Genomic DNA, 23,761 nt, shown 5'->3' on the forward strand with positions numbered 1-23,761 from the left:
ATTTTATTAATGGATATTCCCTCTTTTTAAAAAAGGTAATACATAAAAAAAAGCCTCGATATTTCGAGACTTTTTGTTTAATTTATATTTAAAAATACATATACAACGTCTCGCTTCCTTACTTAAAAAAGAAATAAAACCAGTTATAAAATGTAAAATTTGTTTTCATGCTCATTATTAGGTAGCTAAAGTAATTAATTATATGAATAAACAAAATAGTTGAAATACTTTTTTGCCTTTTACTTTTAATTTTTAAAGATTTAGTAGTTATTAATCTAATAAATTATATAATTACTATTATTTTTGAAAAAACTATTTATTCATGTCTATTGAAGTTACAAATATTTCTAAAGTATACGGAACACAAAAAGCGTTACACCAAATATCTTTTAAAGTGAATAAACCTGAAATTGTTGGTTTTTTAGGTCCTAATGGAGCAGGAAAATCTACGATGATGAAAATTTTAACCACGTATTTAGATGCCACTGAAGGTGTGGCTAAAGTAAATGGACATGATGTAAACACCAACACCAAACAAGTACAACAAAGTGTTGGCTACTTACCAGAACACAACCCTTTATATTTAGAACAATACGTTAGAGAATATCTTTCTTTTAACGCACAAGTATATGGAGTAACAAAAAGTAGAATTGAAGAAGTTATAACTCTTACTGGCTTAACTCCAGAAGCACATAAAACCATAGGGCAATTATCGAAAGGATATAGACAGCGTGTTGGATTAGCAAACGCACTTTTACACAATCCCGATGTTTTAATTTTAGACGAACCTACTACGGGTTTAGACCCAAATCAATTAGTAGATATTAGAAATTTAATAAAAAGTATCGGTAAAGAAAAAACGGTATTTCTTTCTACACATATAATGCAAGAAGTAGAAGCTATGTGTGATCGAGTTATTATTATTAATAAAGGAGAAATTGTAGCCAATAAAACACTAAAAGAACTTCGCGACGATAAAGAACAAGTCGTTATTGTAGCATTTGATTACAGAGTGGAAGATGCTTTTTTGCTAAAATTACCAAAAGTAAAACAGGTAAAAAACACCCATGATTTCACTTACGAAATCACTTTTGATACTGCTGAAGATATGCGTTCTCACGTATTCGATTTTGCACATGATAATGAGTTGAAAATCCTACAACTGAATCAGAAAAACGCGAGTTTAGAGAGCCTGTTTCGAGAGTTGACTAGTTAGTTTTTACACATGTAACTACTATCTAAAAATCAATCGTCCATTATAAAACTCCTCTACAGAAACAATTACTGGTTGGTTAAAAGAAATAACATCTCCTGTGCTTCTAATCTCACCTGTAATGGATGCTTGCGGATTTACAAGAACATCATTAGTTCCTCGATGGTACACCTCAACATCTTGTGCTATTAAATCTTCACCTTGAAAACGTCCTGTTCCAGAGAAAAACCCAACATACAAATCTTGAGTTACACCCGTAATATAAAAGGAAGAAATATTATTTCCAACCACTCTTAAGCTTTGTGTATTTACTGTTAGTTTAAAATCGCCAACTGTAAAATTTTCTGAAGCACTAAAATCTTCAGAAAACAATCTTAAAGCAGTATAACTTAAAACACCATCACTAGAAATATCATATTGTGTAGAGCTTCTAATTTCTGTTATATTTGGAGCTGTTACATATACTTTAGTTACTCCATAATCACGAACATAATTACAGGTATTTTTATCGGTAAGCTGCAACTCATTCGCTACCACTTTAGCTTCTACATCATTTAGTAAATTCTCACCAGTTTCAATTACTACTTTAAAATCTAGACCTTGTTTAAGTATAAGTTCTACATCTCTATTTACTAAGATTTTTTCAAACGAAGAAACCAACACTTCTTCTTGGACTACATTTCCTGACTTTTGAAAACAATCATTTGCATCTTCGCTATTACAAGAGAAAACCAATAATGTGATAAGTATATATAAGCAATTTTTCATATTACAATCTAATTCCAACACCTAGTTCTACAGCTTCTGCTTTTGCTCCATGTGATTTTAAGGTTAATGCTGCAAACCATTTTTCGCCAAAATAACGTTTTAAACCAATTCGCAAATAGGTTCTTCCTTCAAAATCATAAGGATAGTACACATAATAACCAAACTGTGTTTCTAAAGACATTTTGTTAATAAACAACTCATGACCAGCAAAAACACCAACACGTTTGTAATCTGCTGTACCATCTTCGCCTTCTTCAGGAAAAGCAGCAGCTCTATATTTTATGTGTTCCTTTAAAAATGTAGAAAAGAAAACATCTGTTCCTAATTGAATGGCGCTTTTTCTGTTTAAACGTTTATCAGCATATGCCGAAATAATATAAAAAGGAAACTGTCCAGTTCCTACCACATCACTTTCGTTAACACCACTTCTAAAAACAAGATTATATTTTATTGGTTGTTTAAATTTTTCTTTGATTATAGTATCGATGTATTTGGTAGCTTCTTCATCTATATTATAAGTAACACCAACATTAAGAGCAATGGTATTTACACTTGCATTTGGCGCTTTTACATTGGCATTAGAATAATGAATTAATGAAACTCCTGCTTGTAAACCAAAACGATCGAAAATACGCTCTTTTTTATAGTTAAGCATCGCATAGGTACTACTTAAAATACTAGAACCAAAAGCTACATTTTTGTGGTTATCTACTTTATCATAAGGATTAGAGGTATACCCTAAACCCTGACCAATACGAAACATAAGGTTTCGTTTTAAAAAGTAAAAATTATAATGTGCATAAATAGAAATATTGTTACCAAGGACGCTATTTTTTAAATCTTGATAAGCTAATGAAAATCCATAATCTGGATAATTATAACGTTGCTGCCAAGCCTCTTCCCCAAATGTTTTCTTATTCCAACTTACAATAAAACCTTCGGGATGTCCTTTTATTAAATGCGAAATATCGGTATTATGTAATGCTATATTTCCTGTAAAATAATTTACATCAAAATAGGTATCGGTATTCTTCTTTTCTTGCGAAAAAACACAAGCACAAAAAAGACAAAGAATGTAGGTTAATAAACGCTTCATTAAATTTAGTTAGAGCGTAAAAGTATAAAAATTAAAATAAAGCCGAAGCAATGGTTTTTATATTATCACTCTTTCCCATAGAATAAAAATGAAGCACAGGAACTCCAGCTTCTTGTAACTCTTTCGATTGCTGAATTGCCCACTCTACACCGACTTGTCTAACTTGCTTATTATCTTTACAAGATTCTACCGATTGAATTAAATCTTCTGGTAGATCTATTTTAAAAACCTGTGGTAATAATTGCAGATGACGTTTAACAGCAATTGGCTTTATCCCAGGAATAATTGGCACATTAATCCCTGCTTTTTTAGCAGCTTCTACAAACTGAAAATACTTCTCATTATCAAAAAACATTTGCGTCACCACATAATCTGCTCCAGCATCTACCTTTTCTTTTAGTCGTTTTAAATCGGTTTGCAAAGAAGGAGCTTCAATATGTTTTTCAGGGTAACCAGCAACACCAATACAAAAGTCTGATTTATCATCAACCTCCAAAACATCATGCAAATACTGACCACAATTTAAATTTTGAATTTGCGATACCAAATCTTTCGCATACATATGTCCACCTTTCGCAGCTTCAAAATATTTTTGGTGACTCATGGCATCTCCTCGCAAAGCCATCACGTTATTAATACCTAAATAGTGACAATCTACCAACAAATATTCGGTTTCTTCTTTACTAAAACCACCACATAAAACATGCGGCACAGTATCTACATCGTATTTATGTTTAATTGCTGCACAAATACCAACAGTACCAGGACGCATTCTAGTAATTTTTCGATCTAAAAGCCCTTGTTTTTCTATATAAATGTATTCTTCCCTAGAAGTAGTAACATCAATAAAAGGCGGATTAAACTCCATTAAAGGATCTATATTATCATACAAATCCTGAATGTTTTTTCCTTTTTTTGGCGGAATAATTTCGAACGAAAACAATGTTTTTCCGTTTGCATTTTTAATGTGTTCTGTTACTTTCATACTAATGCCTGTATAAACAGGTATCTCATTTAATTATTATTTATTTTTTTGGCGTTACCACAAGGGTCGCGCTTTCGGCAGTCGCTCTTTGCAAGTAGCTCCAACAAAGCCTCAATCCCTAACGCATGTATTTGCTATGTTTTTGTTTTTTTTCAATATTTCATAAAAATTCGTTAGGAGATTCCTGCCTACGCAGGAATTTTTAATCTGCTATATTTGGGTTCAACCATTTTTTAGCTTCCTCTAATGTTATATTTCTTCTTATAGCATAATCTGCTACTTGGTCTTCAGTAATTTTTCCCAATCCGAAATAACGTGCTTCAGGGTTTCCAAAATAATAACCACTCACACTAGCTGCTGGCCACATGGCTAAACTCTCGGTAAGCTTTACACCTATTCTTTTCTCAACATCTAATACTTCCCAAATGGTATTTTTTTCTAGATGATCTGGACAAGCAGGATACCCAGGAGCTGGACGAATACCTTTATAGTTTTCTTTAATTAGATCTTGATTGCTAAGATTTTCACTTTGTGCATAACTCCAATAGTTGGTTCGTACTTCTTTATGCAAATATTCGGCAAAAGCTTCTGCTAATCTATCTGCTAAAGCTTTTATCATAATCGAATTATAATCGTCATGTGCATCTTCAAATTGCTTTGCTAATGCTGCTGTACCAAATCCAGTACTCACACAAAAAGCACCCATATAATCTTGTTTACCTGTTGTTTTAGGAGCAATAAAATCTGCCAAAGCAATATTTGGTTTCCCTGCTGCTTTTCTGGATTGCTGGCGTAGCGTTAGAAATTGCAAGCTTTCTTTTGGAGACACTTCCAGTTCTATATCATCATCATTCACCGTGTTTGCTGGAAACAATCCGAAAACGGCTTTCGCTTTTAAAAGCTTTTCATCCAATATGCGTTTTAATAATTCTTGTGCGTCTTTAAAAAGATCGGTTGCTTGTTCACCAACCACTTCATCGGTTAAAATATCTGGATATTTACCATGCAAATCCCAACTTCTAAAAAATGGAGACCAATCGATATAAGCTTCTAATTTCGTAATATCAAAATCTTGAAAATCTTGAATTCCTAATTGTTTCGGCTTTGTAATTTCAGAAGTATTCCAATCTATTGCAAACTTATTTTTTCTTGCATCTGCAATAGAAACATATTCTTTCTTCGCAGTACGGCTTAAAAACTGTTCGCGAAACTTATTATATTCTTCCCGAATTTGCTCTTTATATACTTTATTGTTTTTATTTAATAACTCACCAACAACCGTTACTGCTCTGGAAGCATCATTAATATGCACCACGGTATTACTATAATTTGGTGCAATTTTCACCGAAGTATGCGCACGAGATGTAGTTGCGCCACCAATAATGATTGGAATGGTTACCTTTTTTTTCTCTAAAGATTTAGAAACATACACCATTTCATCTAGCGAAGGAGTAATTAATCCGCTTAGACCAATAATATCTACATTTTCTTCTATGGCAGTTTCTACAATTTTTTCTGGAGGTACCATGACTCCTAAATCTATAATTTCATAATTATTACAACCTAAAACCACACTCACAATATTTTTTCCAATATCGTGTACATCACCTTTTACTGTTGCCATTAAAATCTTACCTGCAAACTCTTGCTTTCCGTCTTTTTCTGCTTCAATAAACGGTTGTAAATAAGCAACCGCTTTTTTCATAACACGAGCAGATTTTACTACCTGTGGCAAGAACATTTTTCCGCTTCCAAATAAATCTCCTACTACATTCATACCAATCATTAAATGGCCTTCTATAACGTCAATTGGCTTAGGTGATGCTTGTCTAGCTTCTTCTATATCTTCAATAATAAAAGCATCTAAACCTTTTACTAATGCATGTGTAATTCTTTCTTGTAAAGGCTTATTTCTCCATTCTAAAACTTTGGTTACATCTTCTTTTTTATTTCCTTTTACGGTTTCTGCAAAATCTAATAACCGTTCGGTAGCATCGTCGCTTCTATCGAATAAAACATCTTCTACATGTTTTAATAAATCTTTATCAATTTCATCATAAACCTCTAACATTGTTGGATTAACGATACCTAGATTCATTCCGTGTTGAATAGCATGGTATAAAAAAGCAGCATTAATAGCTTCACGAACGGTATTATTTCCTCGAAACGAAAAAGACACATTGCTTACTCCTCCAGAAACATTTGCATAGGGAAGATTCTCGCGAATCCATTTGGTAGCTTTAAAGAAATCTAATGCGTTTAAACGATGTTCATCCATTCCTGTTGCCACAGGAAAAATATTAGGATCGAAGATGATATCTTGCGGTGCAAAGCGAACAACCTCAACCAATATATCATAAGAACGTTTACAGATATCAATTCTTCGTTGGTAGGTATCTGCTTGACCAGTTTCATCAAATGCCATTACAATTACAGCAGCTCCATAACGTTTTACTAATTTTGCTTGGCGTATAAATTCGGCTTCCCCTTCTTTTAAACTTATAGAATTCACTACACATTTACCTTGAGCGACTTGTAGTCCAGCTTCAATAATTTCCCATTTGGAACTATCTATCATAATAGGTACTCGAGAAATATCTGGTTCGGAAGCAATGAGGTTTAAAAAGGTTGTCATGGCATACTTTCCATCTAGCATACCTTCGTCCATATTAACGTCAATAATTTGCGCGCCACCTTCAACTTGATCTCTAGCAACACTTAAAGCTTCTTCGTATTTCTCTTCTTTAATTAAACGAAGAAATTTTCTAGATCCAGTGACATTAGTTCTTTCCCCTACATTTACAAAGTTACTTTCTGGAGTAACCACTAAAGGCTCTAAACCTGAAAGCGTTAAATATTTATTTTTAGTTTTACTCATTATTTATAATGTTCTACTGTTGGAAATGGTTGGTAAAAATGATGTAATAATTCTTTCCATACTTTATATTCTTCCGATTTTCTAAATCCGATTTCATGGTCTTCTATAGTTTCCCAATGCACTAATAAGATGTATTTATTTTCTATTTCAACACACTTTTTTAATTGATGAGAAATGTATCCTTTCTTAGAGGAAAGAATTGCTTTTGCTTTTTTAAAAGCTGCTTCAAATTCTTTTGAAAGCCCTTTTTTTATATTTAAAATTGCTACTTCTAATATCATTATGCTGTAACCTCTATTTTTCTTGGTTTATATTTACTAGCAACGGCAGCAATAGCTTTAATATGTTCTGGACTAGTACCACAACAACCACCAATAATATTTATTAAATCGTCTTGTAAATATGCTTCAATGTATGTCTGCATTTGTTTTGGCGATTCATCATATTCACCAAAAGCATTTGGTAATCCTGCATTTGGATGTGCAGAAGTAAAAAAGTCAGTTTTATCCGATAAACGCTGTAAATATGGTTTTAATTGTTCTGCTCCTAAGGCACAATTAAACCCCACGCTTAATAAAGGAACATGTGAAATAGAAGTTAAGAATGCTTCTACCGTTTGACCAGACAATGTTCTTCCAGAAGCATCTGTAATGGTACCAGAAACCATTATTGGAATATCTATATTTCGTACTTCTTTTACTTCTTCTATAGCAAACAAAGCTGCTTTAGCATTAAGGGTATCAAAAATAGTTTCGACTAAAAGAAGATCTACTCCTCCATCGATTAAAGCTTCAACTTGTTGCTTATATGCAATACGTAACTCTTCAAAAGTAATGGCTCTATACTCTGGTCTATTTACATCTGGAGATAAACTTGCTGTTCGGTTTGTGGGACCAATACTTCCTGCAACAAATCGGGGTTTATTTGGATTCTCTTTTGTGAATTTATCGGCAACTGTTTTTGCTATTTTAGCAGATTCATAGTTTAGTTCGTACACTAAATCTTCCATATCATAATCTGCCATAGCAATTGTAGTTCCAGAAAAGGTATTGGTTTCTACAATATCTGCTCCAGCTTCAAAATATTTAGCGTGAATAGTTGCTATTGCTTCCGGTTGGGTTAGCGACAACAAATCGTTATTTCCTTTTAAGGAAGAAGGATAATCTTTAAAGCGTTCGCCTCGAAAATCTTCTTCTGAAAAATTATATTGCTGAAGCATCGTACCCATGGCACCATCTAGCACTAGTATATGTTGTTGTAAAATTTGTTTAATTTTTGACATATTATATTTAATTATATAAATGTCATCAGGAAAGGAAGTAATAGAATTACTTGTGGTTATCTGTCTTATTACTGAGATTTGAGTAATAAGTAGAATTTAGCACCTTCTTTTTAATAAAGGGTTGCCAAGGCTTCAATGGGTCTATTCCCTCTGCCTTTCGTGATAACATTCAATACGTTTATGAACTAAAGTGTAAATTAAGGGAATAAAAAAATGATAACCAATTTTTATTCATATAAATCTGAAGATATATAACGATCTCCAATATCGCAGATAATTGCTACGAGGATTCCTTTGTCTATTTGTTGGGCGATTTGTAATGCAGAAGCAACAGATCCTCCACTACTCATTCCTGCAAAAACACCTTCTTCCTTTGCTAATCGATTAGCGACTAATCTAGCATCTTCTTCGCTTACATCGACAACCAGATCCACTTTAGAAGCATTAAATATTTTTGGCAAATACGCTTCTGGCCATTTACGAATTCCAGGTATTTTGGCACCATCTTTAGGCTGTGCTCCTACAATTACTACGTCTTTATTTTGTTCTTTAAGATATGTAGAAACTCCCATAATGGTTCCTGTGGTTCCCATTGCAGAAACAAAATGTGTTATTTCTCCATTAGTATCCTTCCAGATTTCTGGTCCAGTGGTTTTATAATGCGCTTTCCAGTTATCATCATTTGCAAATTGATTTAACATGAAATAGCCTTTTTCTTCGCTTAATTGAATGGCTAAATCTCTAGCTCCTTCAATACCAACCTCTACAGAAGTTAAAATTAATTCTGCGCCATAAGCACGCATCGTTTTAATACGCTCTTTGGTAGAATTTTCAGGCATTATAAGCACCATATTTAAACCCGAAAGTTGCGCTATGAATGCCAGTGCAATACCAGTATTTCCACTTGTAGCTTCTACTAGAGTGTCTCCTTTTTTAATATCGCCACGTTTTAATGCTTCATTAATCATATTAAAAGCTGCACGATCTTTAACACTTCCTCCTGGGTTTTTTCCTTCTAATTTTAAAAACAAGCGCACTCCTTCTTTTTGCAAAATATGAGTAGCTTCTACTAAAGGCGTATTACCTATTAAATCTGTTATCGATTTTCCTTCTATCATTATTTTCTAGTCTTAATTTTAATTTCCGATTGATAGGTCACCAAAGAGTTTGCTGGAACAGTTTCTGTAATCCAAACATTAGCTCCTATAATGCTATTTGCACCAATTACAATATCGCCTCCAAGAATAGTTGCGTTCGCATAAATAGTAACATTTTCTTCGATGGTTGGATGTCTTTTTGTGGAAGCTAAACTTTTTTTGACTTGAATTCCGCCAAGCGTTACCCCTTGATAAATTTTAACCTTACGCTTAATAATTGCAGTTTCTCCAATAACAACACCTGTTCCGTGATCTATAAAAAAAGAATCTCCAATAGTAGCTCCTGCGTGAATATCTATTCCAGTAATACCATGAATATACTCAGACATCATTCGAGATAGAATATATAGGTCTAGTTTGTAAAACTCATGACTTAGACGATACACAGCAATAGCGTGAAATCCTGGATATGCTAGATATACTTCCTCTAAACTTTTACAAGCAGGATCGTTGTCTTTAGCAGCATGTGCATCTAATTCAATTTTTTTTTTAATTAGATGTAATTTATCTGAAAAGGTTTTCCAAATGGCTTCTCCATCTACAATCGATAGTTCTTTAGAAAACTTTAAAAAAACGGCTTTTAAATACCCTAACTCTTCTTTTTGCTTTTCTTTTTTTTCGAATAAAGCATAAAATAAATCTTTAGTAAAAACTGCTACTTCTTCTTTTAATCGAAGGTTAAAAATCATTTCATTTAATTGATAGATTGAACGACTGCTTTTGGCGCTTCTTTACGTGTTCCATCAAAACCATCAATACCACTAACAGTGGTGTATTTTAGCACATATTTTTTACCCGGATGGATAATTTTATATGCAGATTGACACATTAAAGTTGCTTCATGAAAACCACACAAAATCAACTTTAGTTTCCCTTCGTATGTGTTTACATCTCCAATTGCAAATATACCTGGAATATTTGTTTGATAGTCTAATGTATCTACTTTTATAGCATTTTTAACAATTTCTAATCCCCAATCAGCTATTGGCCCTAACTTAGGCGACAATCCAAATAACGGAATAAAGTGATCGGTTTCTAATAATGTTTTCTCTCCTTCTTTGGTAACCGTTATTCCTTCTAATTTGGTATTACCATGTAAAGCCGTTACTTCTGCTGGAGTAATAAGATTGATTTTACCTAGTTTTTTAAGCTCCTGAACTTTCTCTACAGAATCTAAAGCTCCACGAAATTCATTTCTTCTATGTATTAAAGTTACATTCGAAGCTACATTTGCTAAAAAGACACTCCAATCTAAAGCCGAATCTCCTCCTCCTGAAATAATCACTTTTTTATCTCTGTATACTTCTGGATCCTTAATAAAGTATTCTACTCCTTTATCTTCATAATAAGCAATATTCTCTATTTTGGGCTTTCTAGGTTCAAAAGAACCTAAACCACCTGCTATAGCGACAATTGGAGCTTGATGTTTTGTTCCTTTATTAGTGGTTACAATAAAGCTACCATCATCCTGTTTTTCAATAGTTTCGGCACGTTCCCCTAGAGTAAAACCTGGTTCAAACTGTTTTCCTTGCTCTAATAAATTGGTAGTTAAATCTCCTGCTAAAACTTCTGGAAAACCAGGAATATCGTAAATAGGTTTCTTTGGGTAAATCTCCGAACATTGTCCGCCAGGTTGAGGCAATGCATCAATTAAATGGCACTTTAATTTTAGCAATCCTGCCTCAAAAACTGTAAATAAACCTGTTGGACCTGCTCCTATTATTAATATATCTGTTTTAATCATGATGTACTTCTTTTTTACTAATTAATCCTTTTGTGAATTCGTTTAATGTTTCTACTTTTTCTTCAAAATCACCTTTTATTGTTTTTCTAAATATGTTTAAGTTTTTAACCATATCATCAATATTATCTGGAATTACATCTTCGAAAAATTGACGCAAACGTTTTGCTGTAGTTGGTGATTTACCGTTAGTAGAAATGGCTATTTTCACGTTTCCTTTGGTGACAATTCCTCCCATGTAAAAATCGCAATATGGCGGATTATCTGCTACGTTTACCAGAATATTTCTTTCTTTACAATCGTGATACACTTCTACATTAACCGCTACATTATCTGTGGTCGCAATGACAATATGTTTATTACTTAAAAACGAATTAGTATACACTCCATTTATCATTTCTATTCCAAATTTAGTAGCTAACGCAATCGTTTCTTCTCTAAAAAAAGGAGCTATCATTTGCACTTTTGCATTTGGACTAGACTTAAGTAAAAAGCTTAATTTTTCTAATGCTACATTTCCTCCTCCAACAATTAGCACATTAAGTTGCTCTACTTTTAAAAAAATTGGATATAAGTTATTTCTATCTTGCATAATAATACATCTTATACTGAAATTACTTCTGGTTGTTTATTCACTTTATTGAATATTGAATTTAATAGCACTCGTTTTTCAACCACTTCTCCTATTACAATTATTGCTGGATTTGCTAGTTGTTTTTCTTTCACCACATTGCAAATGGTTTCTATAGTACCTACTCCAAATTTTTCATCTTTTGTAGTTCCGTTTTGAATGATTGCTATTGGTGTTTTTTGTTTCCCTTCGGAAGAAAAAATAGACACAATTTCTTCTAGCTTACTCATTCCCATCAAGATAACCACTGTAGCTGATGACTTTGCAGCAACAGCTATATCTTTTGAAATCTTGTGAGCTTTAGTTGTTCCCGTAATCACCCAAAAACTTTCCGAACTTCCTCTTTTGGTTAGTGGGATTCCTTGATATGCTGGGACAGCCAAAGAAGATGAAATACCAGGAACCATATAGGTTTCTAGACCAAATGGTCTTACATAATCAATCTCTTCTGCTCCACGACCAAAGATAAAGGGATCTCCTCCTTTTAAGCGTACTACATGACCATGAGATTTAGCTCTAGCAACAATTAAATCGTTAATTTGCTCCTGTTGGTATGCATAACAACCTTTACGTTTTCCAACAAAAATGAGTTCTGCATTTGGTGATGCATATTGCAATAGTTCTTTATTTACAAGCGCATCATACAAAATTACATTTGCATTTTTAATGGCTTTTATTGCTTTTAGAGTGATTAGATCTGGATCTCCAGGTCCTGCGCCTACAACGGTTAACTTTGGTATTATTATCGCTTTCATAGTAGAAGTAATTTAGCTTACTAATTGTTTTTCATTTTCTCTAAACACACGAACAGCTTCTAAGAAATCTGCTGCATTTTTAATATAACTTTTTGCAAATGCTTCGGTTGGTGCATTGTTTTTTATCTGATAAATTAATTCGGAAAAAGAGACTCCTAAATTAATTTTATTACTCGCTACAAATTCGGTTTGAAATGTATTAATAATTCCTGCTTGTGTATTGGTTGAAATATTTTCGGAAAGTAAAATGGCTTTTGCAGAATTAACCATCGAACTATAAGCAAAATAGATTGCGTTTGAAAATACTTTGTTTCCAAAAGCTTCTTTTGCAGTGTCAATTTTTTCTTCACTCTCTAGAAATAAAGTTGCAATTAAATCGATAACAACACCTGCACATTCTCCAATCCCAATTGCTTTAACATAGGCTTCTTCAGTTCCCCAATCTATAAAATCTTCTTGGGATAAATTGGTGGCATCTGAAAGGTCTTTAAGCATTTCATAAAAATACTTTTCGCCTTGTTGCACATAATAATCTACAAACAATTTCCCTTTAGCATTTGCTTCAAAATCGTCTAAAATTCTACGTAAAGCTTCCGGTCCTCTTCTACTTGGCATTTTCACTACTTTATCTGCAAAAACACCTTGGCCATTTCCTCTATTCCCTCCACCTAAAAGTACTTGTAAAGCTGGAGCAACTAATTTATCTGGTGTACGAATAGACATCCCTTGAAAACCAATATTTGCTGCATTGTGTTGTCCACAAGCATTCATACAACCGCTAATTTTAATAATTAAATCTTCATTTTTTAAATACTGCGGATATTCCGCTTTAATAACACGTTCTAGCTCATCAGCAATTCCTGTACTACTTGCAATTCCTAAATTACAAGTATCTGTTCCAGGACAAGCTGTAATGTCTACTGCTTTATTATAACCTGCTTCTGCAAAACCAAGTTTAGATAATTCTTGGTAGAAAAAAGGTAGTAATTCCTCTTTAACAAAAGGGATTACAATATTTTGACGTAAGCTTAAACGAAGCTCTCCTGCAGCATAATCGTTAACTAAATCTGCTAGCAATCTCGCTTTATCGGTATAAAAATCTCCTAAAAGCACTTTAATTCCTATAGCGAAAAAACCGTCTTGTTTTTGCGGAATAACATTTGTTGTCTTCCATAACTGAAACGTTTCTTCATTGGTAATTTCTACTTTAGGAACTTCAACAGAAACCGGAGTAGAAACTGGGTATTTTTCGGTATTAATAGCTACTGATTTAAATTCGATAGCATCTTGTTCTTCTTCTACTAATTTTCTAAAAGCATCTAAACCGATGTCTTTAATTAAGAATTTCATTCTTGCCTTTGCACGACTTTTACGTTCTCCATGACGATCAAAAACTCTCAAAACACCTTCCATTATAGGAATGATTTTATCGGTTTCTAAAAAATCATAAAATACATCTGCGTGTCTTGGTTGTGAACCTAAACCGCCACCAAGCATTACTTTAAAACCTCTAATACCATTTTCAATTTTAGCAATAAAACCCAAATCATGCATATAAGACAAGCCTGTATCTTCATCGGTCCCTGAAAAAGAAACCTTGAATTTCCTTCCCATTTCTTGACAAATAGGATTACGCAAAAAGAATTTAAAAATTGCATCTGCATACGGAGAAACATCAAAAGGTTCGTTGACATCTATTCCAGCAGTTTCACTTGCTGTTACGTTTCGAACAGTGTTACCACAAGCTTCACGAAGGGTAACATCATCTCGTTCTAGTTCTGCCCAAAGTTCTGGTGTACGATCTAGATCTACATAATGAATTTGGATATCTTGTCGAGTAGTAATGTGTAATCTACCTCGAGAATACTCATCAGACACATCTGCTATTCTATGTAATTGACTACTTAAAACTTTACCATAAGGCAGTTTTATTCTAATCATTTGCACACCTTGTTGGCGTTGGCCATAAACCCCTCTTGCAAGTCGAAGACTTCTAAATTTTTCTTCATCTACTTTTCCTGCTTTAAAAAGTTCAATTTTATTGGCTAAATCAATAATATCTTGCGCTACTATTGGATTTTCTATTTCGGTTCTAAAACTCTGCATAATCTATCTACTTTATTGCAAGTGTATACCACACTCTCTATTTTCTAAGGCTTTTATTGGATCGAAATACGTATGATTTTTAGGCAAATTGTGTACTTCTAAATAATTATCTAAATCGTAATCTGACCAATAATAAAATGGACTAATTTTTAAAATACCATCTTTACTATAACTTAGAATATCTTTCTTATTTCTTAATTCGGTTTGTCGCACTCTAATATTTGTGAACCACATATCTGGTTGATGCTCTTGTAACGCTCTTCTAAAAGGTTCCAGTTTTACTACTTCCGAAAATTCTGCATGATTATCATCTTCCACAGTTGGTAAACCAATAGTTGCATCTATTTCTTCTTTGGTTTTTAATGATTGATACTTATTTATATTTAAACTAAAATCTTTAATAAGGCTTTCTGCATGGGTATAAGTAGCTGGCTGATTATATAATGTATCACACCAAATCACCTTTATGTCTTTATCATGCTTAGACATGGTACTTAGTAAAATTGCAGAATACTTACCAAAACTTGTAGTAACTATTCTATTATTTGACAAGGTTAAAGCCCATTGAATAATTTCATCTGGTGTTTTGTTTTTCAACTCTTTATTTAAGGTATCAATATCTAATTTTATCATGCTATTTATTTTAATTCTATAATTCCTATCGATTTAGTAGGATAATAAAGCAAATGTATTATTTTATTTCTTTATAATTACTAAATATTCCCTAAAAATATAGAGCAATTTTTAATAATATATTAATTGGTTAAATCTGCAAGAGAAGTATTTCTGAAAATATCTAGTGTGTTATCTCTCACTTTTACCATTAATAAATGTACAGCACAAGATGCTTCGTCTGGGCAATCGGAGCATTTTTCATAAAAATTTAAACTCACGCATGGTACCATAGCAATTGGTCCTTCAAGAATTCGCATAACATCTACCATTTGAATTTCGCTTGGTTTTTTTAATAGATAATATCCACCACCTTTTCCTTTTTTAGATCCTAAAAAACCATTTTTTCTTAAACTCAATAAAATACTCTCTAGAAATTTTCTTGAAATATTTTCACTTTTTGAAATGGTTTCAATTTGTACTGGAGCATTCCCTTCTTGTTTCGCCAAAAAAGTAAGTGCTTTAATTCCGTATTTTGTTTTTTTAGAAAGCATGTAGCAAAGATACTTATTTAATAAGTTTAATCTAAAGCCTGTTTTAAATCGTTAATAATATCTTCTACATTTTCTAATCCTACAGAAACACGAACTAATCCATCTGTAATACCAACTTCCAATCGATCTACTTCGGTTAATTTACTATGCGTTGTAGATGCAGGATGTGTAACAATAGTTTTAGTATCGCCTAAATTAGCAGAAAGGGATGCCATTTTAATTTTATTTAAAAAACTCCTACCATTTTCAATTCCTCCTTCCACTTCGAAAGCAACAATATTCCCTCCTTTTTTCATTTGCTTTTTAGCAATTTCATATTGTGGATGCGATTTTAAAAAAGGGTATTTTACAAGATTTACTTTTGGGTGCGACTCTAAAAAGGAAGCCACTTGCAATGCATTTTCACAATGTCTATCTACTCGAACCGCAAGCGTCTCTAAACTTTTAGACAATACCCAAGCATTAAAAGGAGATAAGGCAGGACCAGTATTTCTTGAGAACAAATAAATTTCTTTTATTAAATCTTTACTTCCAACGGTAACTCCTCCAAGAACACGACCTTGACCATCGATTAATTTTGTTGCAGAATGAATAACTAAATCTGCTCCAAATTTAATTGGGTTTTGTAAATATGGGGTTGCAAAGCAATTGTCTATTACCAACAAAATATTGTGTTTTTTCGCTAGGTTTCCTAGACGCTCTAAGTCTAGAATATCTACTGCTGGATTTGTTGGACTTTCGGCATATAGGATTTTAGTACTTGGTTGAATCAAATCTTCAATAGCGTCTAAATTATTAATATCGAAATAGCTTGTGGAGATGTTCCATTTTGGTAAAAATTTAGTAAATAAACCATGCGTGGTTCCAAAAACACTTCTTGATGAAACAATATGATCTCCTGCATTTAGCAGTGCTGCAAATGTTGAAAAAACTGCAGACATACCTGTTGCAAAAGCAAAACCATCTTCCGCCCCTTCCATTTTACAAATTTTATCAATAAATTCGGAAGTATTGGGATTAGAATACCTGCTGTAGATATTGCGTTCTTTTTCTTCGGCAAAAGATGCTCTCATATCTTCTGCATCTTCAAAAACATAACTAGATGTTAAATATAGTGGCGAAGAATGCTCTAAAAATTGAGAACGTTCTATTTGCGTTCTAATTGCTTCGGTTTCAAAATGCTTATCCATTAACTTTTGTTATTATTTTCTAATTATTATTCTCAACTAACCTTAATATATCCCCAAAAACACCTCTTGCTGTCACTTGCGCTCCTGCTCCAGCTCCTTGAATCACCAATGGTTGGTCTCCATAAGATTCTGTATAAATTTCAAAAATTGAATCCGATCCTTTTAAAGCACCTAATGGTGAACTTTGTGGAACAGAGACTAACTTGACTTCTAATTTCGCGCCATTTTCATCTTCTAAATTACCAGATAAATCACCAATATAACGTAACACATGATTTTCTTTTTGGTCTTCTTTGGAAACTTTATAGCTATCATTCATCTGCTCTAAAGCATTTAAAAAAGTAGATACATCTACATCTTGAAGCGACTCCGGAATTAAGTTTTGAATGACTACATCTTCAATTTCATTATTTAAATCTAGCTCTCTTGCAAGAATAAGTAATTTTCTAGCGACATCGTTTCCGCAAAGATCTTCCCTAGGGTCTGGCTCTGTAAAACCTTTATCAATTGCTTCACTAAGTATTTCTGAAAACAATTTATCTTCCACAGAAAAACTATTAAAAATATAACTCAATGTACCAGAAAACACACCTCTAATTCGTGTAATATTTTCACCTGAAAGATGTAATAATTTAATGGTATCAATTAATGGCAAACCTGCTCCAACATTGGTTTCGTATAAATATTTTTTTTGATACTTATCTAAATTGTTTCGTAATTCATTATAAAAATTTAAATCGATAGTATTTGCAATTTTATTAGAAGAAACCAAATCGAACCCATTAGAAACTAAAGTATTATAATAATTTACAAATGTTTTACTTGCTGTATTATCTATAGCGATTAAATTTTCTAAATGGTGTTTTTCGGCAAAATCTATAACAGTTTGAATCGAATAACTTTCACCATTTTGCACAATATCTTCTTTCCAATTTTGAGTAACACCATTTTTAGAAAGTAGTATTTTTTTAGAATTAGAAATCGCAAAAATATTAAGCTTTACTCCTTTGCGTTTTTCAATATCTTTAGCAGAAGAAATAATTTGATTAATCAGTGCACCACCTACCAAACCATGTCCAAAAATAGCCAGATTAACTTTTTTACAACTGCTAAATACTTCGCCATGAATTACGTTTGCAGCTTTTAGCAATTGCTCTTTTTTAACTACCAAACTTACATTTTTACCAGTAAATGTATTATTAAAAAGCAATGGTGTAATTTGATTTTTTATTAGTGCATTAAACGGCTTATGAAAAGCGCTTAATTCGATACCAATTATAGAAATAACCGAAACATCATCTACCACATCAATTTTATTAACGTCTTGCGAATAAAAATCATTTTCAAACTCACGTTCTAAAGCGATAACCGCTTTTGTTGCCTTATCGGCATCGATAATTAAGCCTATTCCTCTTTCAGAAGATCCTTGAGAAATAATGCTTACACTAATATCCTGTGTACTCAATGCTTTAAAAATTCTAGCATCGACACCTACTTTACCTAGCAAACCTCTTCCTTCTAAATTTATTAAGGCTACATTATCTAATACAGATAAGGAAGTAGCTTGGTTACTGTCTTTTTTGGCAGTAATTAAAGTGCCTTCGTCTTCTGGGTTAAATGTATTTAAAATACGAAGATGGATGTTTTTTTCTAATAATGGAATAATCGTTTTTGCATGTAAAATAGTTGCTCCAAAATTTGCCAACTCATTCGCTTCGGCAAAAGAAAGTACTTTAATTTTTTTTGCGTCGGGAACTAAATCTGGATTTGCGGAATAAATACCATTAACATGTGTATAATTTTGAAGCTCTTCAGCATCTAAATAGTTCGCTAAAAGTGCCGCCGAATAGTTACTTCCATTTCTACCTAAAGTGGTAGTTTCATTTTTTAAGTTAGAGCTAATAAAACCAGTAACCACATTTACTGTTGTACCATTATATTGTTTAAAATGTGCTAAAACATTTTCTTTAGAAAGCGCATGTATTGGTTGCGAGTTACTAAAACTGTCATCTGTTTTAATTAGTGCTCTAGCGTCTGTTGCATTGGCATTTATATTTTGAGATTTTAGTAATTCAGTAATTAATTTTGCTGATAATATTTCGCCAAAAGCTAAAACTTGATTTTCAATTTTCTCGCTATAATCTCCTAATAAAGAAACACCTTCAAAAATGGTTTCTAGCGTTTTAAATTCTTCAGAAAAATCTATAGTTTTTAATGGTGCTTTTTGATATTCTTGAAATGTAGCAAATGCTTCTTTATATGCTTCTTTTTTAGATGCTTTAATAAGAATCCCCTCTAAATCATTCGTTGCATTTCCTCTAGCAGAAACAACAACAGTTATTCGCTCTTGCTTTTCTACTTTATCTTTTACTATAGAAATAGCACTATTTAAACCTTCATTATTTGCTAATGATTTACCGCCAAATTTTAATATTTTCATTTTTTTATTTTTTGAATTTGGTCTAAAAATATTCTCAATTATTTTTTCTAACTGATCAAATTCTATTAAAAAAGCATCATGTCCATGATCGGAATTAATTTCATTATACGTCACATTTGGATGTAATAATGCTAATTGTTTTTGTGTTTCTCTATTTTCTTCGGCAGTAAAAAACAAATCCGAATCTACACCTACAATACTAATATTTGCGTTGATGTTTTTTAAAACAGCATCATAATTATCTCTCCCTTTTGTTACATCTATACTACGTAACAATTGATTCATTAACTTGTACGCCGATAATTGAAAACGTTCTTGTAATTTTTTACCATGATGCAGCAACCAACTTTCGACATTAAAAATTTCTAAGTCATTATTTCTACTTCTTTTAAAACGCTCTTTAAAAGATTTCGGCGTCCTGTAACACAACATAGCATGCATTCTAGCATCGTGAACAGGATTGCTGGAGTTTAATAAAAACTGCTCTTGTATTTGACAATTTGCAATTAGCCAATCGGTAGATTTCCAATCGGTAGCAACAGTTATTAGATGAGTAGCTAAATCTGGAGATAGCACAGCCATTTCCCATGCTATTCCACCACCTAAAGAACCTCCAATAAGAGCAAAAACAGATGCAATTTTTAGTTTATGTAAACCAACTAAAAATATTTTCGCAATATCTCTTGCTACAAAATCTTTATAATTTTCAATTACAAAACCATCGTATCCATTTCCAGGAATATTAAATGCCAAAACGGTATATACATTCGTGTCAATTACTTTTTCTTCGCCAATAATATCGCTCCACCAACCATCTTTTCCGGCAACATTACTATTTCCTGTTAGCGCATGATTTACCAATACAATGGGAGCCTTATGTAAAGGTTGTCCGAAAATTTGATAGGATAACTCAATATTTTGAAGCACTCCAGAAGCAAGTTCAAAACCAGGAATTGTTATGTAATGTAGTGAAGCCATTTGTAGATTTTATTAGATAAAAGTGCTACGCAAAATATGATTTGCGTAGCATTAAGAACTTAAATTTTATGCTAAAATGGTTTCTTTTACCACTTTAAAAGCTGCTTTTAAATCGTCTTTTAAATCTTCAATATTTTCAATACCTACAGAAAGGCGAATTAAATCTTTAGTAACTCCAGAAGCTGCTTGTGCAACTTCATCTAATTGTTGGTGTGTTGTACTTGCTGGATGAATTATTAGGGATTTGGTATCTCCAATATTAGCCAACAATGAAAATAGTTTGGTGGTATCTGCAATTTTTTTAGCAGACTCGAAACCTCCTTCTACTCCAAAAGTTACGACTCCACTTTGTCCTTCTGGTAAATATTTTTCTGCAAGTGCTTTGTATTTACTAGATGCTAAACCTGGATAATTTACCCAATTTACTTCTGGTTGCTCTTCTAACCAAGTGGCTAAAGCTAAAGCGTTTTCACTATGTTTTTTAATGCGAAGTTCCAAAGTTTCTAGACCTTGAATAATTTGAAAGGCATTAAATGGACTTAATGCGCCGCCATAATCTCTTAATCCTTCAATTCTAATTTTTGCAATAAATGCTGCTGCACCAATAGCTTCGCTATATACTAATCCGTGATAACCAGCAGAAGGCTCTGTAAATTCGGGAAATTTTCCGTTGGTCCAATCAAATGTCCCTGCATCGATAATGACTCCTCCTAGAGAAGTTCCATTTCCAGTTATATATTTGGTAAGCGAGTGAATTACAATATTTGCACCATGTGCAATCGGGTTTAATAAATATGGTGTCGCAACTGTATTATCTACAATTAACGGCACTTTATTTTCTTTTGCTTCTTTTGAAATCACTTCCAAATCCAGAACATCTAATTTTGGATTCCCTAAAGATTCAACAAAAAATGCTCTTGTATTTTCTTGGGTTGCTTTTTTAAAGTTTTCGGGATTCGAAGGATCAACAAATGTAGTTGTAATACCATGTCTAGGCAAGGTAACACTTAACAAGTTATAGGTTCCCCCATACAAACTACTCGATGCAACAATATGATCTCCTGCTTTTAATAGAGTAAGTAACGTTGTTGAAATTGCTGCTGTTCCAGAAGCAGTTGCTACTGCAGCAATCCCTCCTTCTAAGGCTGCTAATCGTTGTTCTAAAATATCATTGGTAGGATTATTTAATCGTGTATAAATAAATCCCGGAATCGAAAGATTAAATCTTCCTGCTGCATCGTCTGAATCGTTAAAAACATAAGATGATGTTTGATAAATAGGAACTGCTCTGGTTCCTGCTGTTTGACTAACGTCGTGTCCTGCGTGCAATGCTTTAGTTGCGAATTTTTGTGTACTCATTTTTCTAAGTTTTTGAGTTAATTAATGATTAAACCAAAAGTCAAATAAGCCTCATTAGAAGCATACTTAATAGAAAAATGTTAAAAAGAAAATACTAATTACAGATGAGTAATTAGGTTTAAGTTATCTATCCAATCTTCAATTAATGAATTGAAAATTAAGTAGAATTTAGCACCTTCTTAGTAAATCTAAGGGTTGCTAAGGCTTCATCGAGTCTATCTCTCCGCCTTTCTTGATAACATTTCAGTAAGTGTTTGAACTTTGTGAGCACAAATATTGCATTACAAAAGTTTAATATCCAAATTTTTTATGCTTTTTTATTTGTTTTTTTTTTAAAATCACAGAAAAAATCAAGCATAATTTGCTAAATATTTATCTTTAATAATTTGACCAACAGGCTTTTTTTCAATCTTACTTTCTAACCAAGAAATAATATCTAAATATAAAAATGCACGACGTTCGTATGGATGATCTTCATAGGTTTTTAAAACTTCTAATAATTTTTTAAACTCTTTTTTTAGATCTTGTGGGTAAATATCTTGTAATCCTCTAATAAATTTTATCATTTCTTTTTGCACTTCATGCAAATCATTCATCTTTATTAGAAACTTATAGGTACTAAGTAGTAACTTTTCTAAATGATAGTCTAAACCTGCTTCGTAATGTGCAACAAGATTTAAAACTCTAGAAAAACAAAGTAAATCTTCGCGCATAGAAAGTGTTTTATTCGATATTATTTTATCTAAATACCGAATACATTCTTTATTATTTCCAGCTCCAAAATGCAAACTAGCAAACTTGTAATAAAAAACCATTTTATGGTGTGCATCGATTTTATTTCTAAACGGAATTAGCTCCTTTTCAATTTGAGGTATTAAGGCTAAACCTTCTTGAAAGCTACCATCAATAAAGTATTTATTAATGTTATGAAAGTTAGTATACAAAAAAACTAAAGTAGCTACATTTTCATCTTTCGGAAAATTAGAACTATTTATTGTACCCTTAAACGCTTCTAGTTTAGCAATAAACTTTGGTTTATTTCTAATAAAATAAATAGCCTCTAAAAGATAATTATTTCCTTTTAAGAAAAACACAGGATTTAAATTTATCATACTCGGATTCTGATAAAATAGATCTACCCATTTGGATGCATACTTATAACAATTCAAAAAATCCTGTAACAAAAAACTATACCACAAATGCGCTTTGTAAAACCATAATTTCTCTCTAAAACCAACTTTTGTCATATTGAATTTAGGGAGTCTTTTATTAAAATAATCGGTTACTAAACGGCTTTCTTCTTCGTTTTTAACATAACCTGTTTTTAAAATGATACTGTAAAGCTGAAGAGATAAATTAGACAATTTACTAGCAATAACATTTAAAGAACTAATCTCTTTTGCTTGCATTGCTAGTTCGTCTGCACGAGAACTAATACTCCTAGTAATGTATTGAGATTCTATTATTTTTTCTAATTCGATAATCTCAAAAGCAGCATTTTTTTCTTCGTTTACTATGGCTAATTCTTTGGCTTTATCTAATATTTTTAAACTTTGCTTATACAATCCTTTATGATACAAAATAGAAGCAAAATCTAACTGTTCTCTAATTTGAGAACGTACATTTTGATGCGAAGGATTTAATTTTAAACTAATTAGAATTTGTTTGTACAAATGTGCTTTTACATTAGCTATCTGTTGTTTTTTTACAATACCACTTTTTACAATAGAAGTTTCGTCGTAAGTTGTAGCTTTATCTAGTAAATTAAACAGTTTTAAAAACTTAGAGTCCGTATTTACTCCCAGCCGTCCTACATACAATTTAAATTGCCGCTTTTCAGATTTAGTTAATGACTTAACTAATAAAAATAAATTATCTTTTTGTTCTTTAGTTATCAATAGAATGCTGTTTTAACTATTTGATTTTTAAGTAATTAGATTATCTTTATGCTTTTGAGCATCGTAAAAGTAAATGAAAAACAAATAATAATACCTAATCAAAATATAAATTCGTAAT

19 protein-coding genes and 2 riboswitches are annotated in these 23,761 nt (G+C 32.3%); of the genes, 1 reads left to right on the top strand and 18 read right to left on the bottom strand.

The genetic code is table 11. The annotated features are described in order from the left end of the window. The first annotated feature begins 322 nt into the window (after positions 1-322). The gene (gene gldA, locus Q4512_RS04710; RefSeq protein WP_303422145.1) at positions 323-1,216 is read left to right on the top strand and encodes a gliding motility-associated ABC transporter ATP-binding subunit GldA; all 894 of its coding nucleotides are present in this window, start codon (positions 323-325) and stop codon (positions 1,214-1,216) included. An 18-nt stretch (positions 1,217-1,234) separates the two neighbouring features. Here gldA and Q4512_RS04715 read toward each other — a convergent pair whose 3' ends face one another. The 18 genes from Q4512_RS04715 to Q4512_RS04800 form a co-directional block, all read right to left on the bottom strand. Continuing rightward, a complete protein-coding gene (locus Q4512_RS04715) occupies positions 1,235-1,981 on the bottom strand; it encodes a head GIN domain-containing protein (protein ID WP_303422148.1) in 747 nt (248 codons plus the stop codon). A gap of 1 nt (position 1,982) precedes the next feature. Next, entirely contained in the window at positions 1,983-3,077 is a 1,095-nt protein-coding gene (locus Q4512_RS04720; protein WP_303422151.1) for an acyloxyacyl hydrolase, read from the bottom strand. A 31-nt stretch (positions 3,078-3,108) separates the two neighbouring features. After that, entirely contained in the window at positions 3,109-4,062 is a 954-nt protein-coding gene (gene metF / locus Q4512_RS04725) for a methylenetetrahydrofolate reductase [NAD(P)H] (RefSeq protein WP_303422154.1), read from the bottom strand. 202 nt (positions 4,063-4,264) lie between these two features. Next, positions 4,265-6,940 (bottom strand): methionine synthase, encoded by a 2,676-nt coding sequence (metH, locus tag Q4512_RS04730; RefSeq protein ID WP_303422158.1) that lies wholly within the window; start codon positions 6,938-6,940, stop codon positions 4,265-4,267. Further along, positions 6,940-7,221 carry an antibiotic biosynthesis monooxygenase gene (locus tag Q4512_RS04735; protein WP_303422161.1) on the bottom strand — a complete coding sequence of 94 codons (282 nt, stop codon included), beginning with the start codon at positions 7,219-7,221 and terminating at the stop codon, positions 6,940-6,942. Before Q4512_RS04735 ends, metH begins: the two co-directional genes overlap by 1 nt. Next, entirely contained in the window at positions 7,221-8,222 is a 1,002-nt protein-coding gene (locus Q4512_RS04740; RefSeq protein WP_303422164.1) for a homocysteine S-methyltransferase family protein, read from the bottom strand. Before Q4512_RS04740 ends, Q4512_RS04735 begins: the two co-directional genes overlap by 1 nt. 53 nt (positions 8,223-8,275) lie before the next feature. Next, a riboswitch (SAM riboswitch) is annotated at positions 8,276-8,391 on the bottom strand. Positions 8,392-8,449: 58 nt separating this feature from the next. After that, positions 8,450-9,340 (bottom strand): cysteine synthase CysM, encoded by an 891-nt coding sequence (gene cysM, locus Q4512_RS04745; protein ID WP_407941801.1) that lies wholly within the window; start codon positions 9,338-9,340, stop codon positions 8,450-8,452. Next, on the bottom strand, positions 9,340-10,068 hold the full coding sequence (epsC, locus tag Q4512_RS04750; RefSeq protein WP_303422167.1) for a serine O-acetyltransferase EpsC: 729 nt from the start codon (positions 10,066-10,068) through the stop codon (positions 9,340-9,342). The genes cysM and epsC overlap by 1 nt, the downstream gene beginning before the upstream one ends. 5 nt (positions 10,069-10,073) lie before the next feature. Then, positions 10,074-11,123 carry an NAD(P)/FAD-dependent oxidoreductase gene (locus Q4512_RS04755; protein WP_303422169.1) on the bottom strand — a complete coding sequence of 350 codons (1,050 nt, stop codon included), beginning with the start codon at positions 11,121-11,123 and terminating at the stop codon, positions 10,074-10,076. Further along, positions 11,116-11,712, bottom strand: coding sequence for a bifunctional precorrin-2 dehydrogenase/sirohydrochlorin ferrochelatase (locus Q4512_RS04760; protein WP_303422172.1), 597 nt, complete (start codon positions 11,710-11,712; stop codon positions 11,116-11,118). Before Q4512_RS04760 ends, Q4512_RS04755 begins: the two co-directional genes overlap by 8 nt. Positions 11,713-11,723: 11 nt before the next feature. After that, a complete protein-coding gene (gene cobA / locus Q4512_RS04765; protein WP_303422175.1) occupies positions 11,724-12,506 on the bottom strand; it encodes a uroporphyrinogen-III C-methyltransferase in 783 nt (260 codons plus the stop codon). 12 nt (positions 12,507-12,518) lie between these two features. Further along, positions 12,519-14,612: a nitrite reductase gene (locus Q4512_RS04770; protein WP_303422178.1), complete on the bottom strand. Its 2,094-nt coding sequence runs from the start codon at positions 14,610-14,612 to the stop codon at positions 12,519-12,521. A gap of 12 nt (positions 14,613-14,624) precedes the next feature. Beyond that, positions 14,625-15,245 carry a phosphoadenosine phosphosulfate reductase family protein gene (locus Q4512_RS04775; protein WP_303422180.1) on the bottom strand — a complete coding sequence of 207 codons (621 nt, stop codon included), beginning with the start codon at positions 15,243-15,245 and terminating at the stop codon, positions 14,625-14,627. 122 nt (positions 15,246-15,367) lie between these two features. Continuing rightward, positions 15,368-15,778, bottom strand: coding sequence for an Rrf2 family transcriptional regulator (locus Q4512_RS04780; RefSeq protein WP_303422183.1), 411 nt, complete (start codon positions 15,776-15,778; stop codon positions 15,368-15,370). Positions 15,779-15,804: 26 nt separating this feature from the next. Beyond that, a complete protein-coding gene (locus Q4512_RS04785) occupies positions 15,805-16,968 on the bottom strand; it encodes a PLP-dependent aspartate aminotransferase family protein (protein ID WP_303422186.1) in 1,164 nt (387 codons plus the stop codon). 19 nt (positions 16,969-16,987) lie between these two features. Continuing rightward, positions 16,988-20,386 carry a bifunctional aspartate kinase/homoserine dehydrogenase I gene (gene thrA / locus Q4512_RS04790; protein ID WP_303422188.1) on the bottom strand — a complete coding sequence of 1,133 codons (3,399 nt, stop codon included), beginning with the start codon at positions 20,384-20,386 and terminating at the stop codon, positions 16,988-16,990. 66 nt (positions 20,387-20,452) lie between these two features. Further along, a complete protein-coding gene (locus Q4512_RS04795) occupies positions 20,453-21,745 on the bottom strand; it encodes an O-acetylhomoserine aminocarboxypropyltransferase/cysteine synthase family protein (RefSeq protein ID WP_303422190.1) in 1,293 nt (430 codons plus the stop codon). A gap of 120 nt (positions 21,746-21,865) precedes the next feature. Continuing rightward, positions 21,866-21,987, bottom strand: a riboswitch (SAM riboswitch). Positions 21,988-22,095: 108 nt separating this feature from the next. Then, a complete protein-coding gene (locus Q4512_RS04800; RefSeq protein ID WP_303423199.1) occupies positions 22,096-23,640 on the bottom strand; it encodes a hypothetical protein in 1,545 nt (514 codons plus the stop codon). Positions 23,641-23,761 lie beyond the last annotated feature (121 nt).

Source organism: Oceanihabitans sp. 2_MG-2023 (genome assembly GCF_030547245.1).
Classification (GTDB): domain Bacteria; phylum Bacteroidota; class Bacteroidia; order Flavobacteriales; family Flavobacteriaceae; genus Oceanihabitans.